Origin of the sequence: Azotobacter beijerinckii, from assembly GCF_900110885.1 — a bacterium.
Lineage (GTDB): Bacteria > Pseudomonadota > Gammaproteobacteria > Pseudomonadales > Pseudomonadaceae > Azotobacter > Azotobacter beijerinckii.
In genome coordinates, this window is the sequence record NZ_FOFJ01000015.1 from 1 (window position 1) to 20,602 (window position 20,602).

The following is a 20,602-nucleotide window of genomic DNA, read 5'->3' on the forward strand; positions in this document are numbered from 1 at the left end:
CCGGGCAGCCTGGCGAATCGAGCCATCGCTCAGGGCCGCTTCGATCACGCGGCTGCGCAGATCCACACTGTAGGCTCTTGCCATGCGAGTCTTCCGAATCCCGAATCAAGGTTGGGATAGCCAATCAGAGACTTCCACCCGAGGCAACTCCCAGGCGACGGACAAACCATTTTTTAGAGAAAATGCTCTAGTTAATATCGGTCGACCGATGACGGCGATGAGTACGGAGGAGTGAATGGCGATGGAATGGTGGCACTGGGTCGTCGGCGGGATCGTGCTGATCCTGCTGGAGCTGGCCATACCGGCGTTCTTCGTGATCTGGTTCGGCCTCGGCGCCCTGCTGGTGGCGGGGGCGCTGCTGCTGGCCGGCGATCTGTCGCTGACCGCGCAGCTGCTGGTCTGGACCCTCAGTTCGCTGGCGATGACCGCACTGTGGTTCGGTATGTTCAGGCCCGGCCGGCAGACGACGCGGATCGGCACGGCGGCTGGCGAGACGATCGGCGAGGTGGGCCTGCTGGTCAGCGCCGTCGCGCCCTTCGAGCGGGGGCGGGTGCGCTTCCAGAAGCCGATCCTCGGCGCCGAGGAGTGGGCCTGCATGGCCGAGACGGCGATTCCCGCGGGAGAGCGGGTGCGGGTGGTGTCGGTCGAGGGCAGCTACGTCAAGGTAGCCAAGGCCTGATCTTTTTCAGAAAGGAACAAGGAGCAACCCATGAGTGCAGGACTGGCAGTGGCGATCGCGGTGCTCGCGTTTGTTCTCATCACCATCGCCAAGGGCGTGCGGCTGGTGGCCCAGGGCGAGGAGTGGGTCGTCGAGCGGCTGGGGCGCTACCACGTCACCCTGCGGCCGGGGCTGAACCTGATCATTCCCTTCCTCGACAACGTCGCCTACAAGCTGGTGACCAAGGACATCATCCTCGACGTGCAGCAGCAGGAGGTGATCACCCGCGACAATGCGGTGATCCTCGCCAATGCCATCGCCTTCGTGAAGGTTACCGACCCGGTCAAGGCGGTCTATGGGGTCACCGACTTTTCCGAGGCGATCCGCAACCTGATCATGACCACCCTGCGCTCCATCGTCGGCGAGATGGAACTGGACGAGGCACTGTCCTCGCGGGACAAGATCAAGGCGCGGCTGCGCGAGAGCATCGCCGACGAGGCGGTGGACTGGGGGCTGACGGTGAAGTCTGTGGAGATCCAGGACATCAAGCCGTCCGAGTCGATGCAGCGGGCGATGGAGCTGCAGGCCGCCGCCGAGCGCGAGCGCAAGGCCGCGGTGACCAAGGCCGAGGGCGAGAAGCAGGCGGCGATCCTCGAGGCCGAGGCGCGCCTGGAGTCGGCGCGGCGCGACGCCAGTGCTCAGGTGCTACTGGCCGAGGCCTCCTCCGAGGCGATCCGCCGGGTGACCAATGCGGTCGGCACGGAGCCTGGGCCGATGATGTACCTGCTCGGCGAGAAGTACATCGCTTCGCTGGAAAAGCTCGCCCAGAGCGACAACGCCAAGGTGGTGCTGATGCCCGCCGACCTGCAGGAGACCCTGCGCGGCCTGGTGGGCACGCTGGGTGGGCGCAGCTGAGAGGCTCTTTCCCCACCCCACCTTTTCCCTCGAGCCAGCTTGCTGGCGATCGGCCCAGAGCATTGCCAGCAAGCTGGCTCCTACGAGGCGGGGATGCCGGAATTTTCCCGCTCAGGCGCTGCTGGCCCGGTACTGCAGGGCTTCGGCTAGATGGGTACGGGCGATGTCCGGCGTTGCCTCGAGATCGGCGAGGGTCCGCGCCACCTTGAGGATACGGTGGGCGGCGCGCAGCGACAGGCCGAGGCGCTCGCAGGCGCGCTCCAGCCACTGGCGATCTTCGCCGTCCAGTGCACAGTGCTGGTGCAAACCGGGCAGGTCGAGGAACGCATTGGGGCAGCCCTGGCGCACGAGCTGACGGTTGCGTGCCGCCGCTACTTGGGCTGCGGCGCCGGCGGTATCCGGGCCGTCCAGGTGCGGCGCGCCCAACGCGGTGGCCTCGCGGGCGACGCCGATGTGCAGGTCGATGCGGTCGAGCAGCGGGCCGGAGAGCCTGGCGCGGTAGCGCTGGATCTGCTCCGGGGTGCAGCGGCAGCGGCCGGCGGGGTCGCCCAGGTAGCCGCAGGGGCAGGGATTCATCGCCGCGACCAGCTGGAAGCGCGCCGGGAAGCGCACCTTGTCGTTGGCCCGGGCGATGACGATCTCGCCGCTCTCCAGGGGCTCGCGCAGCACTTCCAGCACCTTGCGGTCGAACTCCGGCAATTCGTCGAGAAACAGCACGCCCTGGTGCGCCAGGGTGATCTCGCCGGGGCGCGGCCGGCTGCCGCCGCCGACCAGCGCCGGTCCCGAGGCGCTGTGGTGCGGCTGGCGGAACGGCCGCTGCGGCCAGGCCGCGAGCGGTGCGCAGCCGGCCACCGAATGGATCGCCGCCACCTCCAGCGCCTCGCCCTCGTCCAGCGGCGGCAGCAGCCCCGGCAGGCGGCTGGCCAGCAGGGTCTTGCCGGTTCCCGGCGGGCCGCTGAGCAACAGGTTGTGGCTGCCGGCGGCGGCCACCAGCAAGGCGCGCTTGGCTGCGGCCTGGCCCTGCACGTCGGCGAGGTCGGGGTAGGGCTGCGTCTGGCGCAGCAGGCCCTGGGCCTGGTAAGGCGCCAGCGGGGTCTGGCCGTTGAGGTGGGCGGCCAGCTCCAGCAGGTGGTCGATGGCCAGCACGGTCAGTCCCGAGGCCAGGCTGGCCTCTTCGGCGTTGGCCCGCGGCACCACCAGGGTGCGTCCGGCGGCGCGGGCGGCCAGCGCGGCGGGCAGTACGCCCCGGACCGGCCGCAGGCTGCCGGAGAGGGCCAGCTCGCCGAGGCATTCCAGGGTGTCGAGGGCCGCGGTGGGCAGTTGCTCGCTGGCGGCGAGAATACCGAGGGCGATGGCCAGGTCGAAGCGCCCGCCGTCCTTGGGCAGGTCGGCGGGGGCGAGGTTGAGGGTGATGCGCCGTGCCGGGAAGTCGAAGCCGGAGGTGAGGATGGCGCTGCGCACGCGGTCCTTGCTTTCGCGGACCGCGGTTTCCGGCAGGCCGACCAGGGTCAGCGCCGGCAGGCCGTTGGCCAGATGCGCCTCGACGGTGACGGCGGGCGCCTCGACGCCCACCTGGGCGCGGCTGTGGACGATGGCCAGGGACATGGATCGCTCCTTGATCGCATTCCCCGCGCTCAGGCGGCGGGTGGGGCGGGGGGCTGTTCGCCCAGACGTGCCTCGAGTTCGGCGACCTTGGCCTCCAGTGCTTCCAGGCGGGCGCGAGTGCGGGCGAGGACCGCCATCTGGCTGTCGAATTCTTCCCGGCTGACCAGGTCGAGCCTGCTGAAGGCGCTCTGCAGCAGGGCCTTGAACTGGGCCTCGAGTTCGCGGGGCGGGAGCGGCGCCTCGCCGTTGAACAGACGGGCGGCGTGGGTGCTGAGGGTGTCGAACAGGGCTTTGGGCGGGAGCATGATGCGGTTCCGGAATCAATCGGCCGGCAGTTTAGCACGAGGGCATCGGCAAGACGGCCGAGCGGTGCTTTGCACGGTTTTTGTGCGCTCTCGCAACGAGCTGCGCACCAAGCATGTGCGAGCTTTACCCGGTCCGATCTGACGAAAGGTGTATAACCACTCGCTTATAGGGGTTTTTGCCGTTTGTCGATGGCGGTATGATTTTTGCCTTTGCGAAGTGACATGGCGCTCGTCGTTCGTCGGACGCCGGGTGCCGTCGAGCGGGCCGGCCCGAGGCGGCCACGCGTTACAAAGCCAGACACTGCGCTTAGACTTGAATCGGGATCGTTTTTTCCTGGGGCAAGTCCACTACACGGAGATACGTTTCATGAAGCTAGTCACTGCCATCATCAAGCCGTTCAAGCTGGACGATGTACGCGAGTCGCTGTCGGAGATTGGGGTGCAGGGCATTACCGTCACCGAGGTCAAGGGCTTCGGCCGCCAGAAGGGCCATACCGAACTGTACCGGGGAGCGGAATACGTCGTCGACTTTCTGCCCAAGGTGAAGATCGACGTGGCTATCGAAGACGGTCAGCTCGATCACGTCATCGAGGCCATCACCAAGGCTGCCAACACCGGCAAGATCGGTGACGGCAAGATTTTCGTCGTCAATCTGGAACAGGCCATCCGTATCCGTACCGGCGAAACCGGCACCGACGCGATCTGAGCCCACGATCCCCCCGCCCCAGGAGATAACCAATGACTCTGCGGAAAAGCGCAGGGCTCGCTGCCCTTTCCTCTCTTTTCTTGCCAGCGCTGGCCAGTGCCCAGGAGGCCGTGCTGGATTCCGGCGATACCGCCTGGATGCTCACCGCTACCGCGCTGGTGCTGTTCATGACCGTTCCCGGCTTGGCCCTGTTCTACGGTGGCATGGTGCGCTCGAAGAACCTGCTCTCGGTGATGATGCAGTGCTTCGCCATCACCGGCCTGATCAGCGTGCTCTGGGTTCTGTTCGGCTACAGCCTGGCCTTCGACACCACCGGCATGGAAGAGGGCGTGCTCAATTTCAGCTCCTTCATCGGCGGTCTGGACAAGGCCTTCCTCAGCGGGCTGAGCACCGACAGCCTGGTCGGCACCTTCCCCGAAAGCGTCTTCATCACCTTCCAGATGACCTTCGCAATCATCACCCCGGCGCTGATCGCCGGCGCCTTCGCCGAGCGCATGAAGTTCTCGTCGATGCTGGTGTTCATGTCGGTATGGTTCCTGCTGGTCTACGCGCCCATCGCCCACATGGTCTGGAGCGGCAACGGTGCGCTGATGTTTGACTGGGGCGTGCTCGACTTCGCCGGCGGTACCGTGGTGCACATCAACGCCGGTGTCGCCGGTCTGGTGTCCTGCCTGGTGCTGGGCAAGCGCAAGGGCTACCCGGGCGTCGCCATGACCCCGCACAACCTCGGCTACACCCTGATCGGCGCTGCCATGCTGTGGGTCGGCTGGTTCGGCTTCAATGCCGGTTCGGCGATCGCCGCCAACGGCACCGCCGGCATGGCCATGCTGGTGACCCAGATCGCCACCGCCGCCGCCGCGCTGGCCTGGATGGCCGCCGAGTGGCTGACCCATGGCAAGCCGAGCGCCCTGGGCATCGCTTCCGGCGTGGTCGCCGGCCTGGTGGCCATCACTCCGGCCGCCGGCACTGCCGGCCCGATGGGCGCCCTGGTGATCGGCCTGGCTTCCGGCGCGATCTGCTTCTACTGCGCCACCGCCGTGAAGCGCCGCTTCGGCTATGACGACTCCCTCGACGCCTTCGGTGTGCATGGCGTCGGCGGTATCGTCGGGGCGGTACTGACCGGCCTGTTCGCGGCGCCGGCCTTGGGCGGCTTCGGCGAGGTGGACAGTGTTGCCGCCCAGCTGTGGATCCAGATCAAGGGCGTGTTCTTCACCGTGGTCTACACCGGCATCGTCACCTTCGCGATTCTCAAGGTGATCGATCGGGTGATGGGCCTGCGCGTCAGCGACGAGGAAGAAACTATCGGTCTCGACCTCTCCCTGCACAACGAGCGCGGCTACAATCTCTGAGTTTCGGGAGGGCGGCCGGAGCGATCCGGCTGCCGCTCCCGGCGGCCATGCCTCCGGCAATGGCCGCAAGCCGTAAAAAGGGCGCCTTCGGCGCCCTTTGTTTTTTTCTGCGCCGCGCTAGAATTCCCGCGGCAAAACCCTGGAGCTCTGGCAGATGTGGCAACAGACGAGCATCACCCTGCGTGCGCGACCGCGCGGCTTCCACCTGGTGACCGATGAGCTGCTTGCCGGGTTGCCAGAGCTGGTTTCCTGCCGGATGGGGTTGCTGCACCTCTGGTTGCAGCACACCTCGGCCTCGTTGACCGTCAACGAGAATGCCGACGCAGCGGTGCGGCGCGATTTCGAGCGCTTCTTCAACCGTCTGGTGCCCCAGGGTGAGGGTGGCTACGAGCATGACTACGAAGGGCCGGACGATCTGCCGGCGCACTTCAAAGCCAGTCTGCTGGGCTGCCAGCTGCTCCTGCCGGTGACGGCGGGACGCTTGGCGCTGGGAACCTGGCAGGGTATCTATCTCGGCGAGCACCGCGAGCATGGCGGGGTGCGCCGGGTCCTGGCCACGCTGCAGGGCCAGGCGCGCTGATTTTTTCGGCGGGGCTCTCAGCGCTGAGATCGCCCAGCGAATGCAGTGGTCCGCGGGCCAGGGTCGAAGGCGACCGCTGGCGGGACTATAACCAACCTGCTGTACGCAAGTCGTGAGGTCGAATATGAGCGATGAAGAACTAGAACAGGAAGAGCTGGAAGCGGGTGAGGAGGATGAAGGCGAGGAGCTGAACGCCGCCGACGAGGCGGGAGCAGAGGAGGATGACGGCAGCGATAGGGTGGTGGCTTCCGGGAAGAAGTCCAAGAGCCCCGTGGACGTCGACGAGATGCCCAGCGTTGAGGCCAAACAGAAGGATCGCGATGCGCTGGCGCGGGCCATGGAGGAGTTCCTGGCGCGCGGCGGCAAGGTACAGGAAGTCGAGCCGAACGTGGTCGCCGACCCGCCGAAGAAGCCTGACAGCAAGTACGGCAGCCGCCCCATCTGAGCCTTTCCGGCCGGTTGGTGGCGCAAGGGCGGCTCGGGAAAATCCCGGGCCGCCTTTTTTGTGCCTTGCAGTCCCGGCGCTGCGGGTCGCCGAGCACGCGGTGCGGCAAGTGGATTGTCCTGTGCAGCTGCATGCCGGTGCGCCAGAGACGGGCTATCGGGAAGCCGAATACCTTGGCGGTGGAAAGTGAAGGCTCCCGGCGAGCAGCGCCAACGCCGTCAGCCGGCTTGCCAGCGACCGAGCAGCGCCGGCAGCTCGGCCAGGCTGGCGATCTGCGCATCCGGCGCGCCGTCGTGGCTCCAGGGCTTGCCGGCGGGGTTGTACCAGATCGCCCGCAGGCCGGCGCGCTGGGCGCCTTGGATGTCATCGTCGGGATGGTCGCCGATGTGCACCGCCTGTTCGGCGGACACCCCGCCGCGCCGCAGAGCTTCGCGGAACGGCTGCGGATCGGGCTTGCCGATGCCCAGCTCCTCGGCGCAGAGGGCGAAGCGGAAGTAGTCGGCCAGGCCCAGGCGGCGCACGTCGGCATTGCCGTTGGTGAGCACGCCGAGGACGTAGCGGTCGGCGAGGATTTCCAGGGTCGGCTGGGTCTCGGGGAAGAACTCGATGCGATGGCGGGCGGCGAGGAAGGTCGCGAAGGCCTGCTCGGCCAGTTCGCGGGCTTCGGCGGCGGGGTAACCGGCTTCCTCCAGGGCGTGGAGCAGCACGCGCCGGCGCAGCTCGCTGATGCGGTGCTTGAGCGCCGGCTCGCTCTCGACCAGGCGGGCGCGAATCGGCCACAGGTGCTCGATCGGCACCGCGCCGAGCAGCGGTGCATGGCGGCCCAGCCAGTCGCGCAGTTCGGCTTCGGCGCCCTCGATGACCGGGGCGACGTTCCACAGGGTGTCGTCGAGGTCGAAGGTGATCAGGCGGATGCTCATGAGGTCTCGTCCTTGCGGCGGCGCGCCCGTGGGTGGGCCTGGTCGTAGACCGCCGCCAGGTGCTGGAAGTCGAGATGGGTGTAGATCTGCGTGGTGGCGATGTCGGCGTGGCCGAGCAGTTCCTGCACCGCGCGCAGGTCCTGGGAGGACTCCAGCAGATGGCTGGCGAAACTGTGGCGCAGCATGTGCGGGTGCAGGTGCTGGCCCAGTTCGCGCACCCCGGCCTGGCGCACCCGCAGCTGCACGGCGCGCGGGCTCAGGCGGCGGCCCTGGCGACCGACGAACAACGCGTCGTCGGCCGGCCGCGCCAGCGCCCGCAACGGCAGCCAGGCCTCCAGCGCCTGGCGCGCCTGGCTGCCGATCGGCAGTTCGCGGACCTTGTTGCCCTTGCCGTGCACCCGTACCAGGCCGGCGGCCAGGTCGAGGCGCTCCAGGTCGAGGCCGACCAGTTCCGAGAGGCGCAGGCCGGAAGAGTAGAAAAGTTCGAGGATGGCCTGGTCACGGCGGGCGAGGAAGTCGTCCTCGACGGCGCCGTCGAGCAACTGCTGGGCGCGGTCGGCATCCAGGGTACGCGGTAGCCGGCGCTCGCCCTTGGGCGGGCTCAGGCCGGCGGCCGGGTCGTGGTTGCAGCGCCCTTCGCGCAGCAGGTAGCGATAGAAGCCGCGCACCGCCGAGAGCAGCCGGGCCAGGCTGCGCCCGGACTGGCCCTGCAGGTGCAGCTTGGCGACCAATCGGCGCAGGCGGGCGGCGTCCAGGGCATGCCAGGCGGCCAGTCCCTCCCGTTCGCAGTGGGCGAGGACCTTGCCGAGATCGCGGCGATAGCCGTCGAGGGTATGGGCCGACACCTGGCGCTCGCTGCGCAGGTGGTCGAGGAAGGCGTCGAGGTCGGCCTGCATGGGCGGCCTATCGGACCGAACGCAGCGGCGTGCTGGCCAGGCGCGGCAGCAGGCGGGCGAGAACGTCGGCGATGTAGCCGAGGAAGAGGGTGCCGAGGCTGCTCCGGTAGTGCTGGGGGTCGGGGCTGCCGACCGCCAGCACGCCGTGCAGGCCCTGGTGGTCGAGGGCGGCCACCGCGGCCGAGCCGATCTGCGGGCGGCGCTCCTCGCCGAACAGGAAGCCCAGCTCATGGCTGCGCAGCACGCCGCAGAGGGGTTTGCCGCAGGCCAGCAGGCCGCCGATGGTTTGCAGGGCCTCCTCGGTGTCGACCCAGCGGCCCGCCGGGCTGGCATGTTCGCCGAACAGGATCAGCCCGACGAAGGGGATCTGGAACTCGTGGCGCAGGCCGTCCTCGACCAGCCCGACCGCCTCCTCCAGAGTGCTCGCATCGAGCAGGTCGAGCACTAGGCGGCGGGTCTTGTCGAACAGGCGGTCGTTGTCGCGGGCCACGTCCATCAGCTGTCCCAGGCGCCCGCGCAGCTCGTTGTTGCGCTCGCGCAGCAGGCCGAGCTGGCGCTCCACCAGCGACACCGCGACACCGCTCGGATGGGGAATGCTCAGCTCCGCCAGCAGTTCTTCGCGGCCTTGGAAGAACTGCGGATTCCGGCGCAGGAAGTCTTCAACCGCTGCGGTATCGACGGACTCTTGGGACTGCTCACTCATTGGCTACACCCTCATAAACGAACCTGGCCTTCGTACACGCGTACCGCCGGGCCGGTCATCATCACCGACTGGCCAGGCCCCGCCCAGGCGATGGACAGCCGGCCGCCCGGCAGGTCGATCAGCACCGGCGAATCCATCCAGCCCTGGCGGATCGCCGCTACCGCCGCCGCGCAGGCGCCGGTGCCGCAGGCCTGGGTCTCGCCGGCGCCGCGCTCCCAGACGCGCAGCCGGGCGTGCTGGCGGTCGACGACTTGGAGAAAACCCACGTTGACCCGTTGCGGAAAGCGTGGGTGATTTTCCAGTTTAGGCCCCAACGCGTGCACCGGTGCGCTTTCGACGTCGTCCACCCGCAGCACCGCATGGGGATTGCCCATGGATAGTGCGGCGAGTTCGACCGTCCGGCCGTCGACCTCGACCGAATAGGCGAGGGCGGCGGCTTCGGCCTGGAAGGGAATCCCCTTCGGCTCCAGGCGCGGCGGCCCCATGTCGACGCAGACCTGGCCGTCCGGGCGGACGTCCAGTTCGATGATGCCGCTTTTGGTCTCCACGCGGATGCGCTTCTTCACCGTCAGGCGCTTGTCGAGCACGAAACGGGCGAAGCAGCGTGCGCCGTTGCCGCACTGCTCCACCTCCGAACCGTCGGCGTTGAAGATGCGGTAGCGGAAGTCCACGTCCGGATTGCTCGGTGGTTCGACGATCAGCAATTGGTCGAAGCCGATGCCGGTATGGCGGTCCCCCCACTGTTTGGCGTGCTTGGGCTGGATGTGCGCGTGCTGGCTGACCAGGTCGAGGACCATGAAGTCGTTGCCGAGGCCGTGCATCTTGGTGAAACGCAGCAGCATGCCTGCCTCCGTGTCAGTTGGGCAGCAGGCTTTCGCCGGCGTAGAGTTCCTCGATGGTTTCGCGGCGGCGCACCTCGAAGGTCTGTTCGCCGTCCACCAGCACCTCGGCGGCGCGGCCGCGGGTGTTGTAGTTGGAGCTCATGACGAAGCCGTAGGCGCCGGCCGAGCGCACCGCCAGCAGATCGCCCTCGACCAGGGCCAGCTCGCGGTCCTTGGCGAGGAAGTCGCCGGTTTCGCAGATCGGTCCGACCAGGTCGTAGCTGCAGACCTCGCCGCCGTGGGGAGTCACCGGCACCACGTCCATCCAGGCCTGGTAGAGAGCCGGGCGGATCAGGTCGTTCATCGCCGCGTCGATCACCGCGAAGTCCTTGTACTCGGTGTGCTTGAGGTATTCCACGCGGGTCAGCAGCACGCCGGCGTTGGCGACGATCGAGCGGCCCGGCTCGAATACCAGGGTCAGGGTGCGGCCTTCGAGGCGTTCGCGCACCGCGGCGATGTAGTCGCCGGGCCGCGGCGGCTGCTCGTCGCGGTACTGCACGCCGAGACCGCCGCCGAGATCCAGATGGCGGATGGCGATGCCGCGCGCGGCCAGGCGGTCGACCAGCAGCAGCAGGCGGTCCAGGGCGTCGAGGAAGGGCGAGAGGGTGGTCAGCTGCGAGCCGATGTGGCAATCGACGCCGAGCACTTCCAGGTTGGGCAGCGCGGCGGCGTTGGCATAGACCTCCTCGGCCTGCTCGATGTCGATGCCGAACTTGTTTTCCTTGAGGCCGGTGGATATGTACGGATGGGTCTGGGCGTCCACGTCCGGGTTGACCCGCAGCGATACCGGGGCCTTCACGCCCAGTTCGGCGGCGACCTCCTGCAGGCGCTCCAGCTCCACCTCGGATTCGACGTTGAAGCAGTGCACGCCGACCTCAAGGGCACGGCGCATGTCCTCGCGGCTCTTGCCGACCCCGGAGAACACCACCTTGGCCGGATCGCCGCCGGCGGCCAGCACGCGCTCCAGTTCGCCGCGGGAGACGATGTCGAAGCCGGCGCCGAGGCGCGCGAGCAGGTTCAGCACGGCAAGGTTGGAGTTGGCCTTGACCGCGAAGCAGACCAGGTGCGGCCTGCCCGCTAGGGCGTCGGCGTAGGCGCGGTACTGGGCCTCGATGTGGGCGCGGGAGTAGACGTAGGTGGGGGTGCCGAAGCGTGCGGCGATGGCGGACAGCGCCACGCCTTCCGCGAACAGCGTGCCGTCGCGGTAGTTGAAGGGTTCCATGGGGCCTCCTGGGAAGAAGCCTGTCCGAGCGCTGCGGCAGCGGGCAGGTTCTTAGAATTCGAAACGGTCTTTGCGGTGGCCGGCTTTCTTGTCGTCAGGAAGATAGAGCGGACCCTTCTGGCCGCAGCCGGCGAGGGGTGCGGCGAGCACGGCCAGCGCGAGTAGCTGAAGCAGCAGGCGCTTCATGACGGAAATCCTTGTGAACGCATCGATTGCGCCGGAGTATACCGGCCCCCCGGCGGCTTGCCTATGTGCCGATCCTCCCGCCTGGCGGGCCTTGCAGGGCTCTGCGACCCCTGCCGGCGCGCGAATCGGCTATCGTTGCCAGCCTCGAACGCCATTGTTCTGAGAAGGAGCCAGCATGAGCCTTACCGAAGCCCGTTTCCACGGACTGATCGACGACCTGCAGCAGGCCGTCGAGGACATTTTCGAAGACAGCGACCTGGACGTCGATCTGGAGAACTCCGCGGGCGTCCTGTCCGTCCGTTTCGAGAGCGGCAGCCAGATCATCCTCAGTCGCCAGGAGTCCCTGCGCCAACTGTGGCTGGCGGCGCGCTCCGGCGGTTTCCACTTCGACTACGACGAAGCCACCGGCCGCTGGGTCTGCGATGCCAGCGACGAGCCGCTGGGCGAGCTGCTCGCCCGCGTGACCCTCGAGCAGGTCGGCGAGGAACTGGAGTTCCCCGGCCTCTGACTCGGGCTCGCGGCCGTCGTCAGGGGTGCGGGCCGGCGAGGATGGTCAGCAGGTTCTGCGCCTGTTCGGCGGCATCCAGACCCAGGCTGGTCAGGTAGCCGCCGTCGGGCCGGCTGATCAGGCCCTTGTCGTACAGCCGGCGGGCGGCGGCCACGGCCTCCGGGGCCGCATCGTGATGGACCTTGATGCCTTCCTCCTGGCTGTTGTCCAGGTTGAACAGGGCGAGGATTTCCAGTTCGGCAACCAGCGCTTGGGTATAGGCCATGGGATACTCCGGAGGTGGGCCGTCGGCGACGGCGGTTTTCCTCCAGTGTAGCGGCCGTTGCGCTGTCTAGTCGGCCGCCTCGGGCAGTTCCGGCAGTGCGCGCAGGGCCTGCTCGTACCCGGCGCCGTCGAACGGTCGATCCTCGCGCAGCATGGCGGCGATCTCGTGGGCCAGCACCAGGGCCATCAGGTGGAGAATCTCCTCCCGTTCGTAGCCGACCAGGGTCAGTTTGTTCAGCGTGGCTTGGGCGGCCGGCGGATCGTTCGCCTCGATCTGGTTCTCGATGGCTTCGATCAGGGTCTGCTCGGCGAAGGCCTCGTCGTCCATCGGTGCATCGTCTGGCTGGCTCATGGGGTTTCCTGCGGCGGGCGATCGCCCGCCCGTCAATTGGCGGAGCCGACAGCGGCTGTCGTCGGCGTGGGGCTTCCCGAGGTAACGTACCTGCCGCGCAATCATACTGCCTGTCGGTCGGCAGCACGCCACGGGCCCGGAAAACCAGGAACGAAGTTGCATGATCACCTACTACCTGCTCGATGCCGGCGGCCTGCGCCGGCAACCGGCACACGACCTCGCGACGCTGCCGGAGGGGGTGCTGTGGATCGACCTGCTGCAGCCCAGCCGCGAAGAGGAGCTGTTTCTCGAGCGGATGCTCGGGGTGGACATCCCGACCCGCGAGGAAATGGCGGAGATCGAGGACTCTTCGCGCTTCTACGAGAGCACCGGTACCCTCTACATGACCGCCAGCCTGGTCAGTGGTATCAGCGAGCACCAGCCCGACATTGCCGAGGTGTCTTTCGTGCTGAGCCGAAAGTGGCTGGTGACGGTGCGCTACGTCGAGCTGTCGGCGTTTCGCACCTTCGCTAGCAAGAGCCTGCACCGTCCCGAAATGCACGGCTGCAGCGAGATGGTCTTCGCAGCGCTGATCGACAGCGTCGTCGACCGCATCGCCGACGTGCTGGAGATGCTGCAGAAGCAGCTGAACAGCTTGTCGCGGGCGATCTTCAGCGAGTCCGTCGAGCGCCACCCGGAGAAGACCGACCTGCAGAAGGTGGTCAAGCTGCTCGGCCGGCACAATGCCCTGCAGGCCAAGCTGAGCGAGAGCCTGTTGAGCATCGACCGGCAGATCAGCTACGTCCGCCAGGCCGGCAACGGCTGGCTGGACGAGGCGGCGCGGGGCTGGCTGCAGACCGCCGAACGGGACGTGCGCTCCCTCGGCGAGTACCAGGCGAAGATGTCCGGGGAGAGCAGCTTCCTGCTCGAGGCCACCCTCGGGCTGATCAGCATCGAGCAGAACAGCATCATCAAGGTGTTCTCCATCGCTGCGGTGCTGTTCCTGCCGCCGACCCTGGTCGGCACCGTCTACGGGATGAACTTTCGCCACATGCCGGAGCTGGAGTGGTACTTCGGCTACCCGCTGGCGTTGGGCCTGATGGTCGGCTCGGCGGCGCTGTCCTACGCCTGGTTCAAGTTCAAGAACTGGCTGTAGCGCGGGCGGCGTGGCGCGCCCGCGCAAGGCCGGCCTCAGCGCGCGGCGAGCAGTTCTTTGCCGCGGGCGACGGCGGCGCGCACTTGGTTTGGCGCGGTGCCGCCGATGTGGTCGCGGGCGTTGACCGAGCCTTCCAGGGTCAGCACGGCGAACACGTCGTCAGTGATCTGGTCGCTAAACTGGCGAAGCTCGTCGAGGCTCATCTCGGCCAGGTCCTTGCCGGTCGAGACGCCGTACTTCACCGCATGGCCGACGATCTCGTGGCAGTCGCGGAACGGCAGGCCCTTGCGCACCAGGTAGTCGGCCAGGTCGGTGGCGGTGGAGAAACCGCGGCGGGCGGCCTCGCGCATCACTTCGATGCGTGGCTTGAGCGCCGGGACCATGTCGGCGAAGGCGCGCAGGCTGTCGCGCAGGGTGTCGGCGGCGTCGAACAGCGGCTCCTTGTCTTCCTGGTTGTCCTTGTTGTAGGCCAGCGGCTGGCCCTTCATCAGGGTCAGCAGGCCCATCAGCGCGCCGAACACCCGGCCGCTCTTGCCGCGCACCAGCTCGGGGACGTCCGGGTTCTTCTTCTGCGGCATGATCGACGAGCCGGTGCAGAAGCGGTCGGGCAGCTCGATGAAGTTGAACTGCGCGGAAGTCCACAGCACCAGCTCTTCGGAGAAGCGCGACAGGTGCATCATCGCCAAGGAGGCGGCGGCGCAGAATTCGATGGCGAAGTCGCGGTCCGACACGCCGTCCAGCGAGTTGCCGCCGATGGCCTCGAAGCCGAGCAGCCGGCAGGTGATCTCGCGCTGGATCGGGTAGGTGGTGCCGGCCAGTGCCGCCGAGCCGAGCGGCATGCGGTTGACCCGCTTGCGGCAGTCGACCAGGCGCTCGTGGTCGCGCGACAGCATCTCGAACCAGGCCAGCAGGTGGTGGCCGAAGCTCACCGGCTGGGCGGTCTGCAGGTGGGTGAAGCCGGGCATGATCACTTCGGCGTGCTGCTCGGCCTGCGCCAGCAGGCCCTGCTGCAGGCGGGTGATTTCGCCGAGGATCGTGTCGATCTCGTCGCGCAGCCACAGGCGGATGTCGGTGGCTACCTGGTCGTTGCGGCTCCGCCCGGTGTGCAGCTTCTTGCCGGTGATGCCGATGCGGTCGGTCAGGCGCGCCTCGATGTTCATGTGCACGTCTTCCAGGTCGACGCGCCAGTCGAACTGGCCGGCCTCGATCTCGCCCTGGATCTGCGTCAGGCCCTCGATGATCGCGTCGCGCTCGGCGGCGCTTAGCACGCCGGCCTGCTCCAGCATGGTGGCGTGGGTGATCGAGCCCATGATGTCGTGGCGGTACAGGCGCTTGTCGAAGTCGACGGAGGCGGTGAAGCGGGCGACGAAGGCGTCGACCGGCTCGCTGAAACGGCCGCCCCAGGACTGGTTGGTTTTCTCGGCGCTCATGGCGTTCTCTCGGCTGGTGCGCAAATGCGGACGGCCGCGGAGGCGGCCGTCAGGGTGGATGGATTGGGGCCTGTTAACATTACTCTCCGCGAGCCGCGTTGCCGCGCCAAATGGCGCCAGGCGAGGCGCGGGGCGCAGGGAGTGGCACTCTCCCTTGCCAAGTCCCGCAACGACGCATGGCGCCATTTGCCGCGCAACCCGCAGGGACGGGCCTGTTTTTGCGCGGTGTGTCGTTGCTTGTCGTTCGTTTGGAATGACCAAACGTCACTCCTCGCGCCTAACCCCGCGCAAAAACAGGCTCCGTCGCGGCCGCGGAGAGTAGTGTTAACAGGCCCTGGCGGATGATAGCAGGGTATGCGGAAAAACCCCGCAGCCCCTGTCGGCCGCGCCTGCTGCACAATTCTCCCGGCACGGACCGTGACGGCTGTCACTCCGGCTGTCTACGCTATTCTTGTCCGGACTGACGCGGGAAGCCGAAGCAACATGAATGTTCTGATCGTCGACGACGAACCTCTGGCCAGGGAGCAGCTCTGCCGTCTGGTGAGTGAGCTCGATGGCTATCGCGTGCTCGAGCCTCCGGCCGGCAACGGCGAGGAGGCGCTGGCCCTGATCGACAGTTTGATGCCGGATGTCGTCCTGCTGGATATCCGCATGCCCGGGCTGGACGGCCTGCAGGTGGCCGCCCGGCTGTGCGAGCGGGAGGCGCCGCCGGCGCTGATCTTCTGCGCCGCTGCCGGCGAATTCGCCGTGGCGGCCCTGGAGGGTACCGGGGTGGGCTTTCTGGTCAAGCCGGTGCAGCTCGAACAGCTGCGCGAGGCCCTGCAGAAGGCCCAGCGTCCCAGTCGCGCCCAACTGGCCGCGCTGACCCGCCCGGCCGCGGCGGAGGGTGCCGTGCCGCGCACCCATATCAGTGCGCGCACCCGCCGGGGCATCGAACTGGTGCCGGTGGACCAGGCGATCTTCTTCATCGCCGACCACAAGTACGTGACCCTGCGCCACGAGGGCGGCGAGGTGCTGCTGGACGAGCCGCTGAAGGCCCTGGAGGACGAGTTCGGCGAGCGCTTCGTACGCATCCATCGCAACGCGCTGGTCGCCCGCGACCGCATCGAGCGCCTGCAGCGCACGCCGCTCGGGCATTTCCAGCTCTACCTGCGCGGCCTTGGCGACGACGCGCTGACCGTGAGCCGTCGGCACGTCGCCGGGGTGCGCAAGCTGATGCACACCCACTAAACCGTTCCCTGAGACCTGCCCGGCCGAGAGGCTTGCCGCCACCTCCCACGAATTGACGAGGTGCCTGTCACGGGCATGGCGGGGGCTGGCCAGCTTTCAACCTGATCCTGCTATCATCCCGGCAGTCCGTCGTTCTGGAATGCCCATGTCCCGCGAGATCCGTATCGCCACCCGCAAGAGTGCCCTGGCCCTGTGGCAGGCCGAACACGTCAAGGCGCGCCTGGAACAGGCCCATCCAGGCCTTTCGGTGAGCCTGGTGCCGATGGTCAGTCGCGGTGACAAGCTGCTCGACGCGCCGCTGGCGAAGATCGGCGGCAAGGGGCTGTTCGTCAAGGAGCTGGAGACCGCCTTGCTGGAGAATGCGGCCGACATCGCCGTGCATTCGATGAAGGACGTGCCGATGGAGTTCCCCGAGGGACTCGGCCTGTACTGCATCTGCGAGCGCGAGGACCCACGCGACGCCTTCGTCTCCAACGCCTTCGAAAGCCTCGACGCCCTGCCGGCGGGCAGCGTGGTCGGCACCTCCAGCCTGCGCCGCCAGGCCCAACTGCTGGCCCGCCGGCCGGACTTGAAGATCCAGTTCCTGCGCGGCAACGTGAATACCCGTCTGGCCAAGCTGGACGCCGGCGAGTACGACGCGATCATCCTCGCCGCCGCCGGGCTGATCCGCCTCGGCTTCGAGGCGCGCATCCGTTCCCGCATCGCCGTCGCCGACAGCCTGCCGGCCGGCGGCCAGGGCGCAGTGGGCATCGAGTGCCGCAGTGCCGACCGCGAGATCCAGGCGCTGCTCGCGCCGCTCAACCACGAGCCGACCGCCCTGCGGGTCGGCGCCGAACGCGCGCTGAACCGACGTCTCAACGGCGGCTGCCAGGTGCCCATCGCCTGCTATGCCGAGCTGGAGGGCGACCAGTTGTGGCTGCGCGGTCTGGTCGGCCAGCCGGATGGCAGCCTGCTGCTGCGTGCCGAATCCCGCGCCGCCAGCAGCGAGGCCGAGGCGCTCGGCGTACAGGTGGCCGAGGCGCTGCTGGCACAGGGTGCGCAGAGGATTCTCGAGGCGGTCTACGGCGAGGACGTTCGGCCATGACGGCGCGGCCGGACGCCGGCGGGTGGCGTCTGCTGCTCACCCGTCCGGCCGAGGAGTGCGCCGCCCTGGCCGGCCGGCTGGCCGAGGAAGGCGTCCACAGCAGCAGCCTGCCGCTGCTGGCCATCGAGCCGCTGGCGGAAACCCCGGAGCTGCGCAGCCTGTTTCTCGACCTGGATCGCTACAGCGCGGTGATCGTAGTCAGCAAGCCGGCTGCTCGTCTGGGCCTGGCGCTGCTCGACCGCTACTGGCCGCAGCCGCCGGCGAACCAGTGCTGGTTCGGCGTCGGCGCGGCGACCGGCGAGCTTCTCGCCGACTACGGTCTGACGGTCGCCTGGCCGACCGCCGGCGAGGACAGCGAGGCCCTGCTGGCGCTGCCCGAACTGGCCGCGGCGCTGAGCGTGCCCCGGCCGCGGGTACTGATCCTGCGCGGGGAGGGCGGCCGCGAACTGATCGCCGACTCGTTGCGCTGTCAGGGGCTGGCCGTCGATCATGTCGAACTCTACCGGCGCGCCCTGCCGGATTATCCGCCCGGCATTCTGCTCGAGCGGGTCCGCACGGAGCGCCTGAACGGCCTGCAGATCAGCAGCGGGCAGGGATTCGAGCATCTGCGCCAGCTGGCGGCGGCTGACTGGTCGGTACTGCTTCGGATACCCTTGTTCGTGCCGAGCCCGCGGGTCGCCGAATTGGCCCGTGCGGCAGGATCGCAGACTGTCGTGGACTGCCATGGCGCCAGTGCCACCGCCTTGCTGGCCGCGCTCCAGGGCCGCCCAGCGCCGACCTTTTGACCCGAAGGATGTATCCGTGAGCGAAGCAGCCCCCCCGAACAATCCCACGAATAACAATGAACAACCGCTCGCCGCGCCCGTCATGCCCGCCAAGAGCGGCGGCGGAGTTTCCGGCGCGGTGGCCGTCCTGGCCCTGCTGATCGGCGCCGGCGGCGCGGGTCTCGGCGGCTGGGGTCTCTGGCAACTGCGCGAAATGCAGGCCGGCGAACTGGCGCAGAGCAGCCGCTTCGATGAGGCCTTGAGCGGCCAGATGGATGCTCTGAAGCAAAGCGAGCGGAGCATCACCGGCCGCTTGTCGCAGTTTCCGGCGCGCACCGAGCTGGAAGAGCGCTGGCGGACCATGGCCATGCTCGAGAGCGGGCAGGAGAAGCTCGTCCAGCGACTGGACAAGCTGACCGGTGCCAGCCGCGAGGACTGGCGGCTAGCCGAGGCCGAATACTTGCTGCGCCTGGCCAACCTGCGCTTGTCGGCCATGCAGGACATCAACAGCGCCCAGCGCCTGCTCGAAGCGGCCGACGGCATCCTCCGCGAGCAGGACGACCCGGCCTCCTTTCCGGTGCGCCAAGTGCTGGCGCGCAGCCTCGAAACCCTGCGCAGCCTGACACCGCCCGACCGCATCGGACTCTTCCTGAGCCTCGGCGCGCTGCGCGAGCAGGCCGCCCAGTTGAAGCCGCTGGCGCCGATCTACGAGCAGGAGCAGGCGCCGGTCGTCGCCGACCGCTGGCAGCAGTGGTGGGAAAAGATCTCCCGCTTCGTGCGTGTCGACCTGCACGCCGGTCAGGACATCCGCCCGTTGCTGAGCGGCCAGAACCTGGCGCAGGTCCGTCTGACCCTGGCTCTGGCCCTGGAGCAGGCTCAGTGGGCAGTGCTGAACGCCTCCCCCGAGGTCTATCGGCAGGCGCTGCAGCAGGCCCAGGACGTGCTGGCCGGGCAGTTCAATCCCGAGCATCCGCAGAGCGCCGCCCTCGGCAAGCGGCTGACCGAGCTGTCCAGGCAGCCGGTAGCGCTGCAGATGCCCGATCTGTCGTCGACCGTGAGCGTCCTACAGAACTATCTGCAGCGCCGCCAGGCGCAGCGTGACGAGGCCGAAGCGGCCGCCGCCTCCACCAAGAAGGAGGGCGCCCGTCAATGAGCCGCCTTTATTTGCTTCTGCTGGCGGTCATCGCCGGCGCCGCCCTGCTCGGCATGGCCATCGCCGAACATCCGGGCTACGTGCTGTTCGCCTACAAGGGCTACCGTTTCGAGTCCAGCCTCTGGGTCTTCCTCGGCCTGCTGCTGGTGCTGGTCGTCGCCTTCTTCGTCCTGCGCTGGATCGTCGGCCTGGTCGCCGCTTCTGCCGGCCTGGTGTTGCCCTGGTCGCAGCGCAACCGCAACCGGCGTGCCCGCCAGGCCGCTCTGCGCGGGCAGCGCGATCTGGCCGAGGGCAACTGGCAGCAGGCGCTGCACCAGCTGACCCGGGCCGCGACCGGCGACCAGCAGCCGCTGGTGCACTACCTGGGCGCCGCTCGGGCAGCCAACGAGCTGGGCGAATATGCCCAGAGCGACGAGCTGCTGCGCGAGGCCCGCGAGCGCGACCCGAAGGCGGAGGTCGCCATCGGCCTGACCCAAGCCCGTCTGCTGATCGACCGCAGCGAATACCGGCAGGCGCTGGCCGGCCTGCAGCAACTGAACGAGGATCATCCCCAGCATCCCTATGTCCTGCGCCTGTTGCAGAAGCTCTACGTCCAGCTGCAGGACTGGTCGGCGCTGTGCCTGCTGCTGCCCACGCTGCGCAAGCGCAAGGTGCTGCCGGCCGACAAGCTGGACGAGCTGGAGCACTTGGCCTGGGCCGCTGCCCTGGAGCGGGCCGGCAAGGGCGAGCTGAAGGACGGCGAAACCGCCCGCAGTCTGGTGACCGGCTGCTGGAGCCAGATGCCTTCGTCGCTGCAACACGATGCCGACCTGCTCTACGCCTATGCCACGCGTCTGCGCGAGCTGGGCGCCGAGGACGAGGCCGAGGCAGTCTTGCGCGCGGCGCTCAAGCAGCACTACGAGGACCGCCTGGCCTATCTCTACGGCCAGGTGCGCAGCAGCGATCCGGCGCGGCAGCTGCATCTGGCCCAGAGTCTCTTGGAGAAGCAGCCGAACGATCCGCTGCTGCTGCTGACCCTGGGGCGCCTGTGCCTGGTCAACGAGCAGTCCGGCAAGGCGCGGGAATACCTGGAGGCCAGCCTGGCCCTCAGCCGCAGCGCCGAGACCTGTGCCGAGCTGGCGCGCCTGTTGGCCCTGCTGGGCGAGACCGAGCACAGCAACCGGCTGTTCCAGGAAGGACTGCAGCTCGACCGGCTTCCTGCACTACCCGAGCCGGCTACGCCCTGATGCGGGTCGTCGTGCGGGCGAGTGTCATGTCCCGCACGAATCGAGCGCCCTAGAGCTTTCGCGTCTTGAAAGCCCGGGGCGCTTT

24 protein-coding genes are annotated in these 20,602 nt (G+C 68.2%); 13 read left to right on the top strand and 11 right to left on the bottom strand.

Annotation, left to right across the window (positions count from 1 at the left end):
- The first annotated feature begins 235 nt into the window (after positions 1–235).
- Positions 236–679, top strand: a complete 444-nt coding sequence (locus BMY22_RS09715) for an NfeD family protein (RefSeq protein WP_090621561.1) — start codon at positions 236–238, stop codon at positions 677–679.
- Positions 680–709: 30 nt separating this feature from the next.
- The gene (locus tag BMY22_RS09720) at positions 710–1,573 is read left to right on the top strand and encodes an SPFH domain-containing protein (protein WP_090621563.1); all 864 of its coding nucleotides are present in this window, start codon (positions 710–712) and stop codon (positions 1,571–1,573) included.
- Between the two features lie 111 nt (positions 1,574–1,684).
- Here the strand turns inward: BMY22_RS09720 and BMY22_RS09725 are convergent, their stop codons facing one another.
- Both BMY22_RS09725 and BMY22_RS09730 read right to left on the bottom strand, forming a co-directional pair.
- A complete protein-coding gene (locus tag BMY22_RS09725; protein ID WP_090621564.1) occupies positions 1,685–3,178 on the bottom strand; it encodes a YifB family Mg chelatase-like AAA ATPase in 1,494 nt (497 codons plus the stop codon).
- Between the two features lie 29 nt (positions 3,179–3,207).
- The gene (locus tag BMY22_RS09730) at positions 3,208–3,483 is read right to left on the bottom strand and encodes an accessory factor UbiK family protein (protein WP_090621566.1); all 276 of its coding nucleotides are present in this window, start codon (positions 3,481–3,483) and stop codon (positions 3,208–3,210) included.
- Between the two features lie 367 nt (positions 3,484–3,850).
- Between BMY22_RS09730 and glnK the strand changes: the two genes are divergently transcribed.
- The 4 genes from glnK to sutA all read left to right on the top strand — a co-directional run bounded on the left by glnK (position 3,851) and on the right by sutA (position 6,563).
- A complete protein-coding gene (glnK, locus tag BMY22_RS09735; protein WP_090621567.1) occupies positions 3,851–4,189 on the top strand; it encodes a P-II family nitrogen regulator in 339 nt (112 codons plus the stop codon).
- Between the two features lie 32 nt (positions 4,190–4,221).
- Positions 4,222–5,538, top strand: coding sequence for an ammonium transporter (locus BMY22_RS09740; RefSeq protein ID WP_090621568.1), 1,317 nt, complete (start codon positions 4,222–4,224; stop codon positions 5,536–5,538).
- Between the two features lie 154 nt (positions 5,539–5,692).
- The gene (locus tag BMY22_RS09745; protein ID WP_090621569.1) at positions 5,693–6,118 is read left to right on the top strand and encodes a secondary thiamine-phosphate synthase enzyme YjbQ; all 426 of its coding nucleotides are present in this window, start codon (positions 5,693–5,695) and stop codon (positions 6,116–6,118) included.
- 124 nt (positions 6,119–6,242) lie between these two features.
- Positions 6,243–6,563: a transcriptional regulator SutA gene (gene sutA, locus BMY22_RS09750; RefSeq protein ID WP_090621571.1), complete on the top strand. Its 321-nt coding sequence runs from the start codon at positions 6,243–6,245 to the stop codon at positions 6,561–6,563.
- Positions 6,564–6,781: 218 nt separating this feature from the next.
- Here the strand turns inward: sutA and BMY22_RS09755 are convergent, their stop codons facing one another.
- Genes BMY22_RS09755 through lptM form a run of 6 tightly spaced genes read right to left on the bottom strand, consistent with a single transcriptional unit; the run spans position 6,782 to position 11,371 of the window.
- Complete coding sequence (locus BMY22_RS09755; protein WP_090621573.1) at positions 6,782–7,483, bottom strand: HAD family hydrolase; 702 nt, start codon at positions 7,481–7,483, stop codon at positions 6,782–6,784.
- Positions 7,480–8,379 (bottom strand): tyrosine recombinase XerC, encoded by a 900-nt coding sequence (gene xerC / locus BMY22_RS09760; RefSeq protein ID WP_090621574.1) that lies wholly within the window; start codon positions 8,377–8,379, stop codon positions 7,480–7,482. The genes BMY22_RS09755 and xerC overlap by 4 nt, the downstream gene beginning before the upstream one ends.
- A 7-nt stretch (positions 8,380–8,386) precedes the next feature.
- Positions 8,387–9,082: a DUF484 family protein gene (locus BMY22_RS09765; RefSeq protein WP_090621576.1), complete on the bottom strand. Its 696-nt coding sequence runs from the start codon at positions 9,080–9,082 to the stop codon at positions 8,387–8,389.
- Positions 9,083–9,093: 11 nt separating this feature from the next.
- Complete coding sequence (dapF, locus tag BMY22_RS09770) at positions 9,094–9,924, bottom strand: diaminopimelate epimerase (protein WP_090621577.1); 831 nt, start codon at positions 9,922–9,924, stop codon at positions 9,094–9,096.
- 13 nt (positions 9,925–9,937) lie between these two features.
- The gene (gene lysA, locus BMY22_RS09775; RefSeq protein ID WP_090621579.1) at positions 9,938–11,185 is read right to left on the bottom strand and encodes a diaminopimelate decarboxylase; all 1,248 of its coding nucleotides are present in this window, start codon (positions 11,183–11,185) and stop codon (positions 9,938–9,940) included.
- A 51-nt stretch (positions 11,186–11,236) separates the two neighbouring features.
- Complete coding sequence (gene lptM / locus BMY22_RS09780) at positions 11,237–11,371, bottom strand: LPS translocon maturation chaperone LptM (protein ID WP_039806485.1); 135 nt, start codon at positions 11,369–11,371, stop codon at positions 11,237–11,239.
- Between the two features lie 175 nt (positions 11,372–11,546).
- Between lptM and cyaY the strand changes: the two genes are divergently transcribed.
- Complete coding sequence (cyaY, locus tag BMY22_RS09785; RefSeq protein ID WP_090621581.1) at positions 11,547–11,879, top strand: iron donor protein CyaY; 333 nt, start codon at positions 11,547–11,549, stop codon at positions 11,877–11,879.
- 19 nt (positions 11,880–11,898) lie between these two features.
- On the opposite strand, the gene BMY22_RS09790 is transcribed toward cyaY, so the two are convergent.
- The gene (locus BMY22_RS09790; protein ID WP_090621583.1) at positions 11,899–12,144 is read right to left on the bottom strand and encodes a TIGR02647 family protein; all 246 of its coding nucleotides are present in this window, start codon (positions 12,142–12,144) and stop codon (positions 11,899–11,901) included.
- A 66-nt stretch (positions 12,145–12,210) separates the two neighbouring features.
- Positions 12,211–12,495, bottom strand: a complete 285-nt coding sequence (locus BMY22_RS09795) for a hypothetical protein (RefSeq protein WP_090621585.1) — start codon at positions 12,493–12,495, stop codon at positions 12,211–12,213.
- A gap of 160 nt (positions 12,496–12,655) precedes the next feature.
- Between BMY22_RS09795 and BMY22_RS09800 the strand changes: the two genes are divergently transcribed.
- A complete protein-coding gene (locus tag BMY22_RS09800; RefSeq protein ID WP_090621586.1) occupies positions 12,656–13,630 on the top strand; it encodes a magnesium transporter CorA family protein in 975 nt (324 codons plus the stop codon).
- A gap of 35 nt (positions 13,631–13,665) precedes the next feature.
- Here the strand turns inward: BMY22_RS09800 and argH are convergent, their stop codons facing one another.
- The gene (gene argH, locus BMY22_RS09805; RefSeq protein WP_090621588.1) at positions 13,666–15,060 is read right to left on the bottom strand and encodes an argininosuccinate lyase; all 1,395 of its coding nucleotides are present in this window, start codon (positions 15,058–15,060) and stop codon (positions 13,666–13,668) included.
- A 483-nt stretch (positions 15,061–15,543) separates the two neighbouring features.
- Here argH and BMY22_RS09810 point away from each other — a divergent pair, with 483 nt between their 5' ends.
- The 5 genes from BMY22_RS09810 (at position 15,544) to BMY22_RS09830 (ending at position 20,517) form a co-directional block, all read left to right on the top strand.
- A complete protein-coding gene (locus BMY22_RS09810) occupies positions 15,544–16,290 on the top strand; it encodes a LytR/AlgR family response regulator transcription factor (protein ID WP_090621589.1) in 747 nt (248 codons plus the stop codon).
- 145 nt (positions 16,291–16,435) lie between these two features.
- Entirely contained in the window at positions 16,436–17,374 is a 939-nt protein-coding gene (hemC, locus tag BMY22_RS09815; RefSeq protein WP_090621591.1) for a hydroxymethylbilane synthase, read from the top strand.
- Positions 17,371–18,159 (top strand): uroporphyrinogen-III synthase, encoded by a 789-nt coding sequence (locus BMY22_RS09820; RefSeq protein WP_090621593.1) that lies wholly within the window; start codon positions 17,371–17,373, stop codon positions 18,157–18,159. The genes hemC and BMY22_RS09820 overlap by 4 nt, the downstream gene beginning before the upstream one ends.
- Before the next feature lie 118 nt (positions 18,160–18,277).
- Positions 18,278–19,291, top strand: a complete 1,014-nt coding sequence (locus tag BMY22_RS09825) for a uroporphyrinogen-III C-methyltransferase (protein WP_090621707.1) — start codon at positions 18,278–18,280, stop codon at positions 19,289–19,291.
- Complete coding sequence (locus tag BMY22_RS09830; protein WP_090621595.1) at positions 19,288–20,517, top strand: heme biosynthesis protein HemY; 1,230 nt, start codon at positions 19,288–19,290, stop codon at positions 20,515–20,517. Before BMY22_RS09825 ends, BMY22_RS09830 begins: the two co-directional genes overlap by 4 nt.
- Positions 20,518–20,602 lie beyond the last annotated feature (85 nt).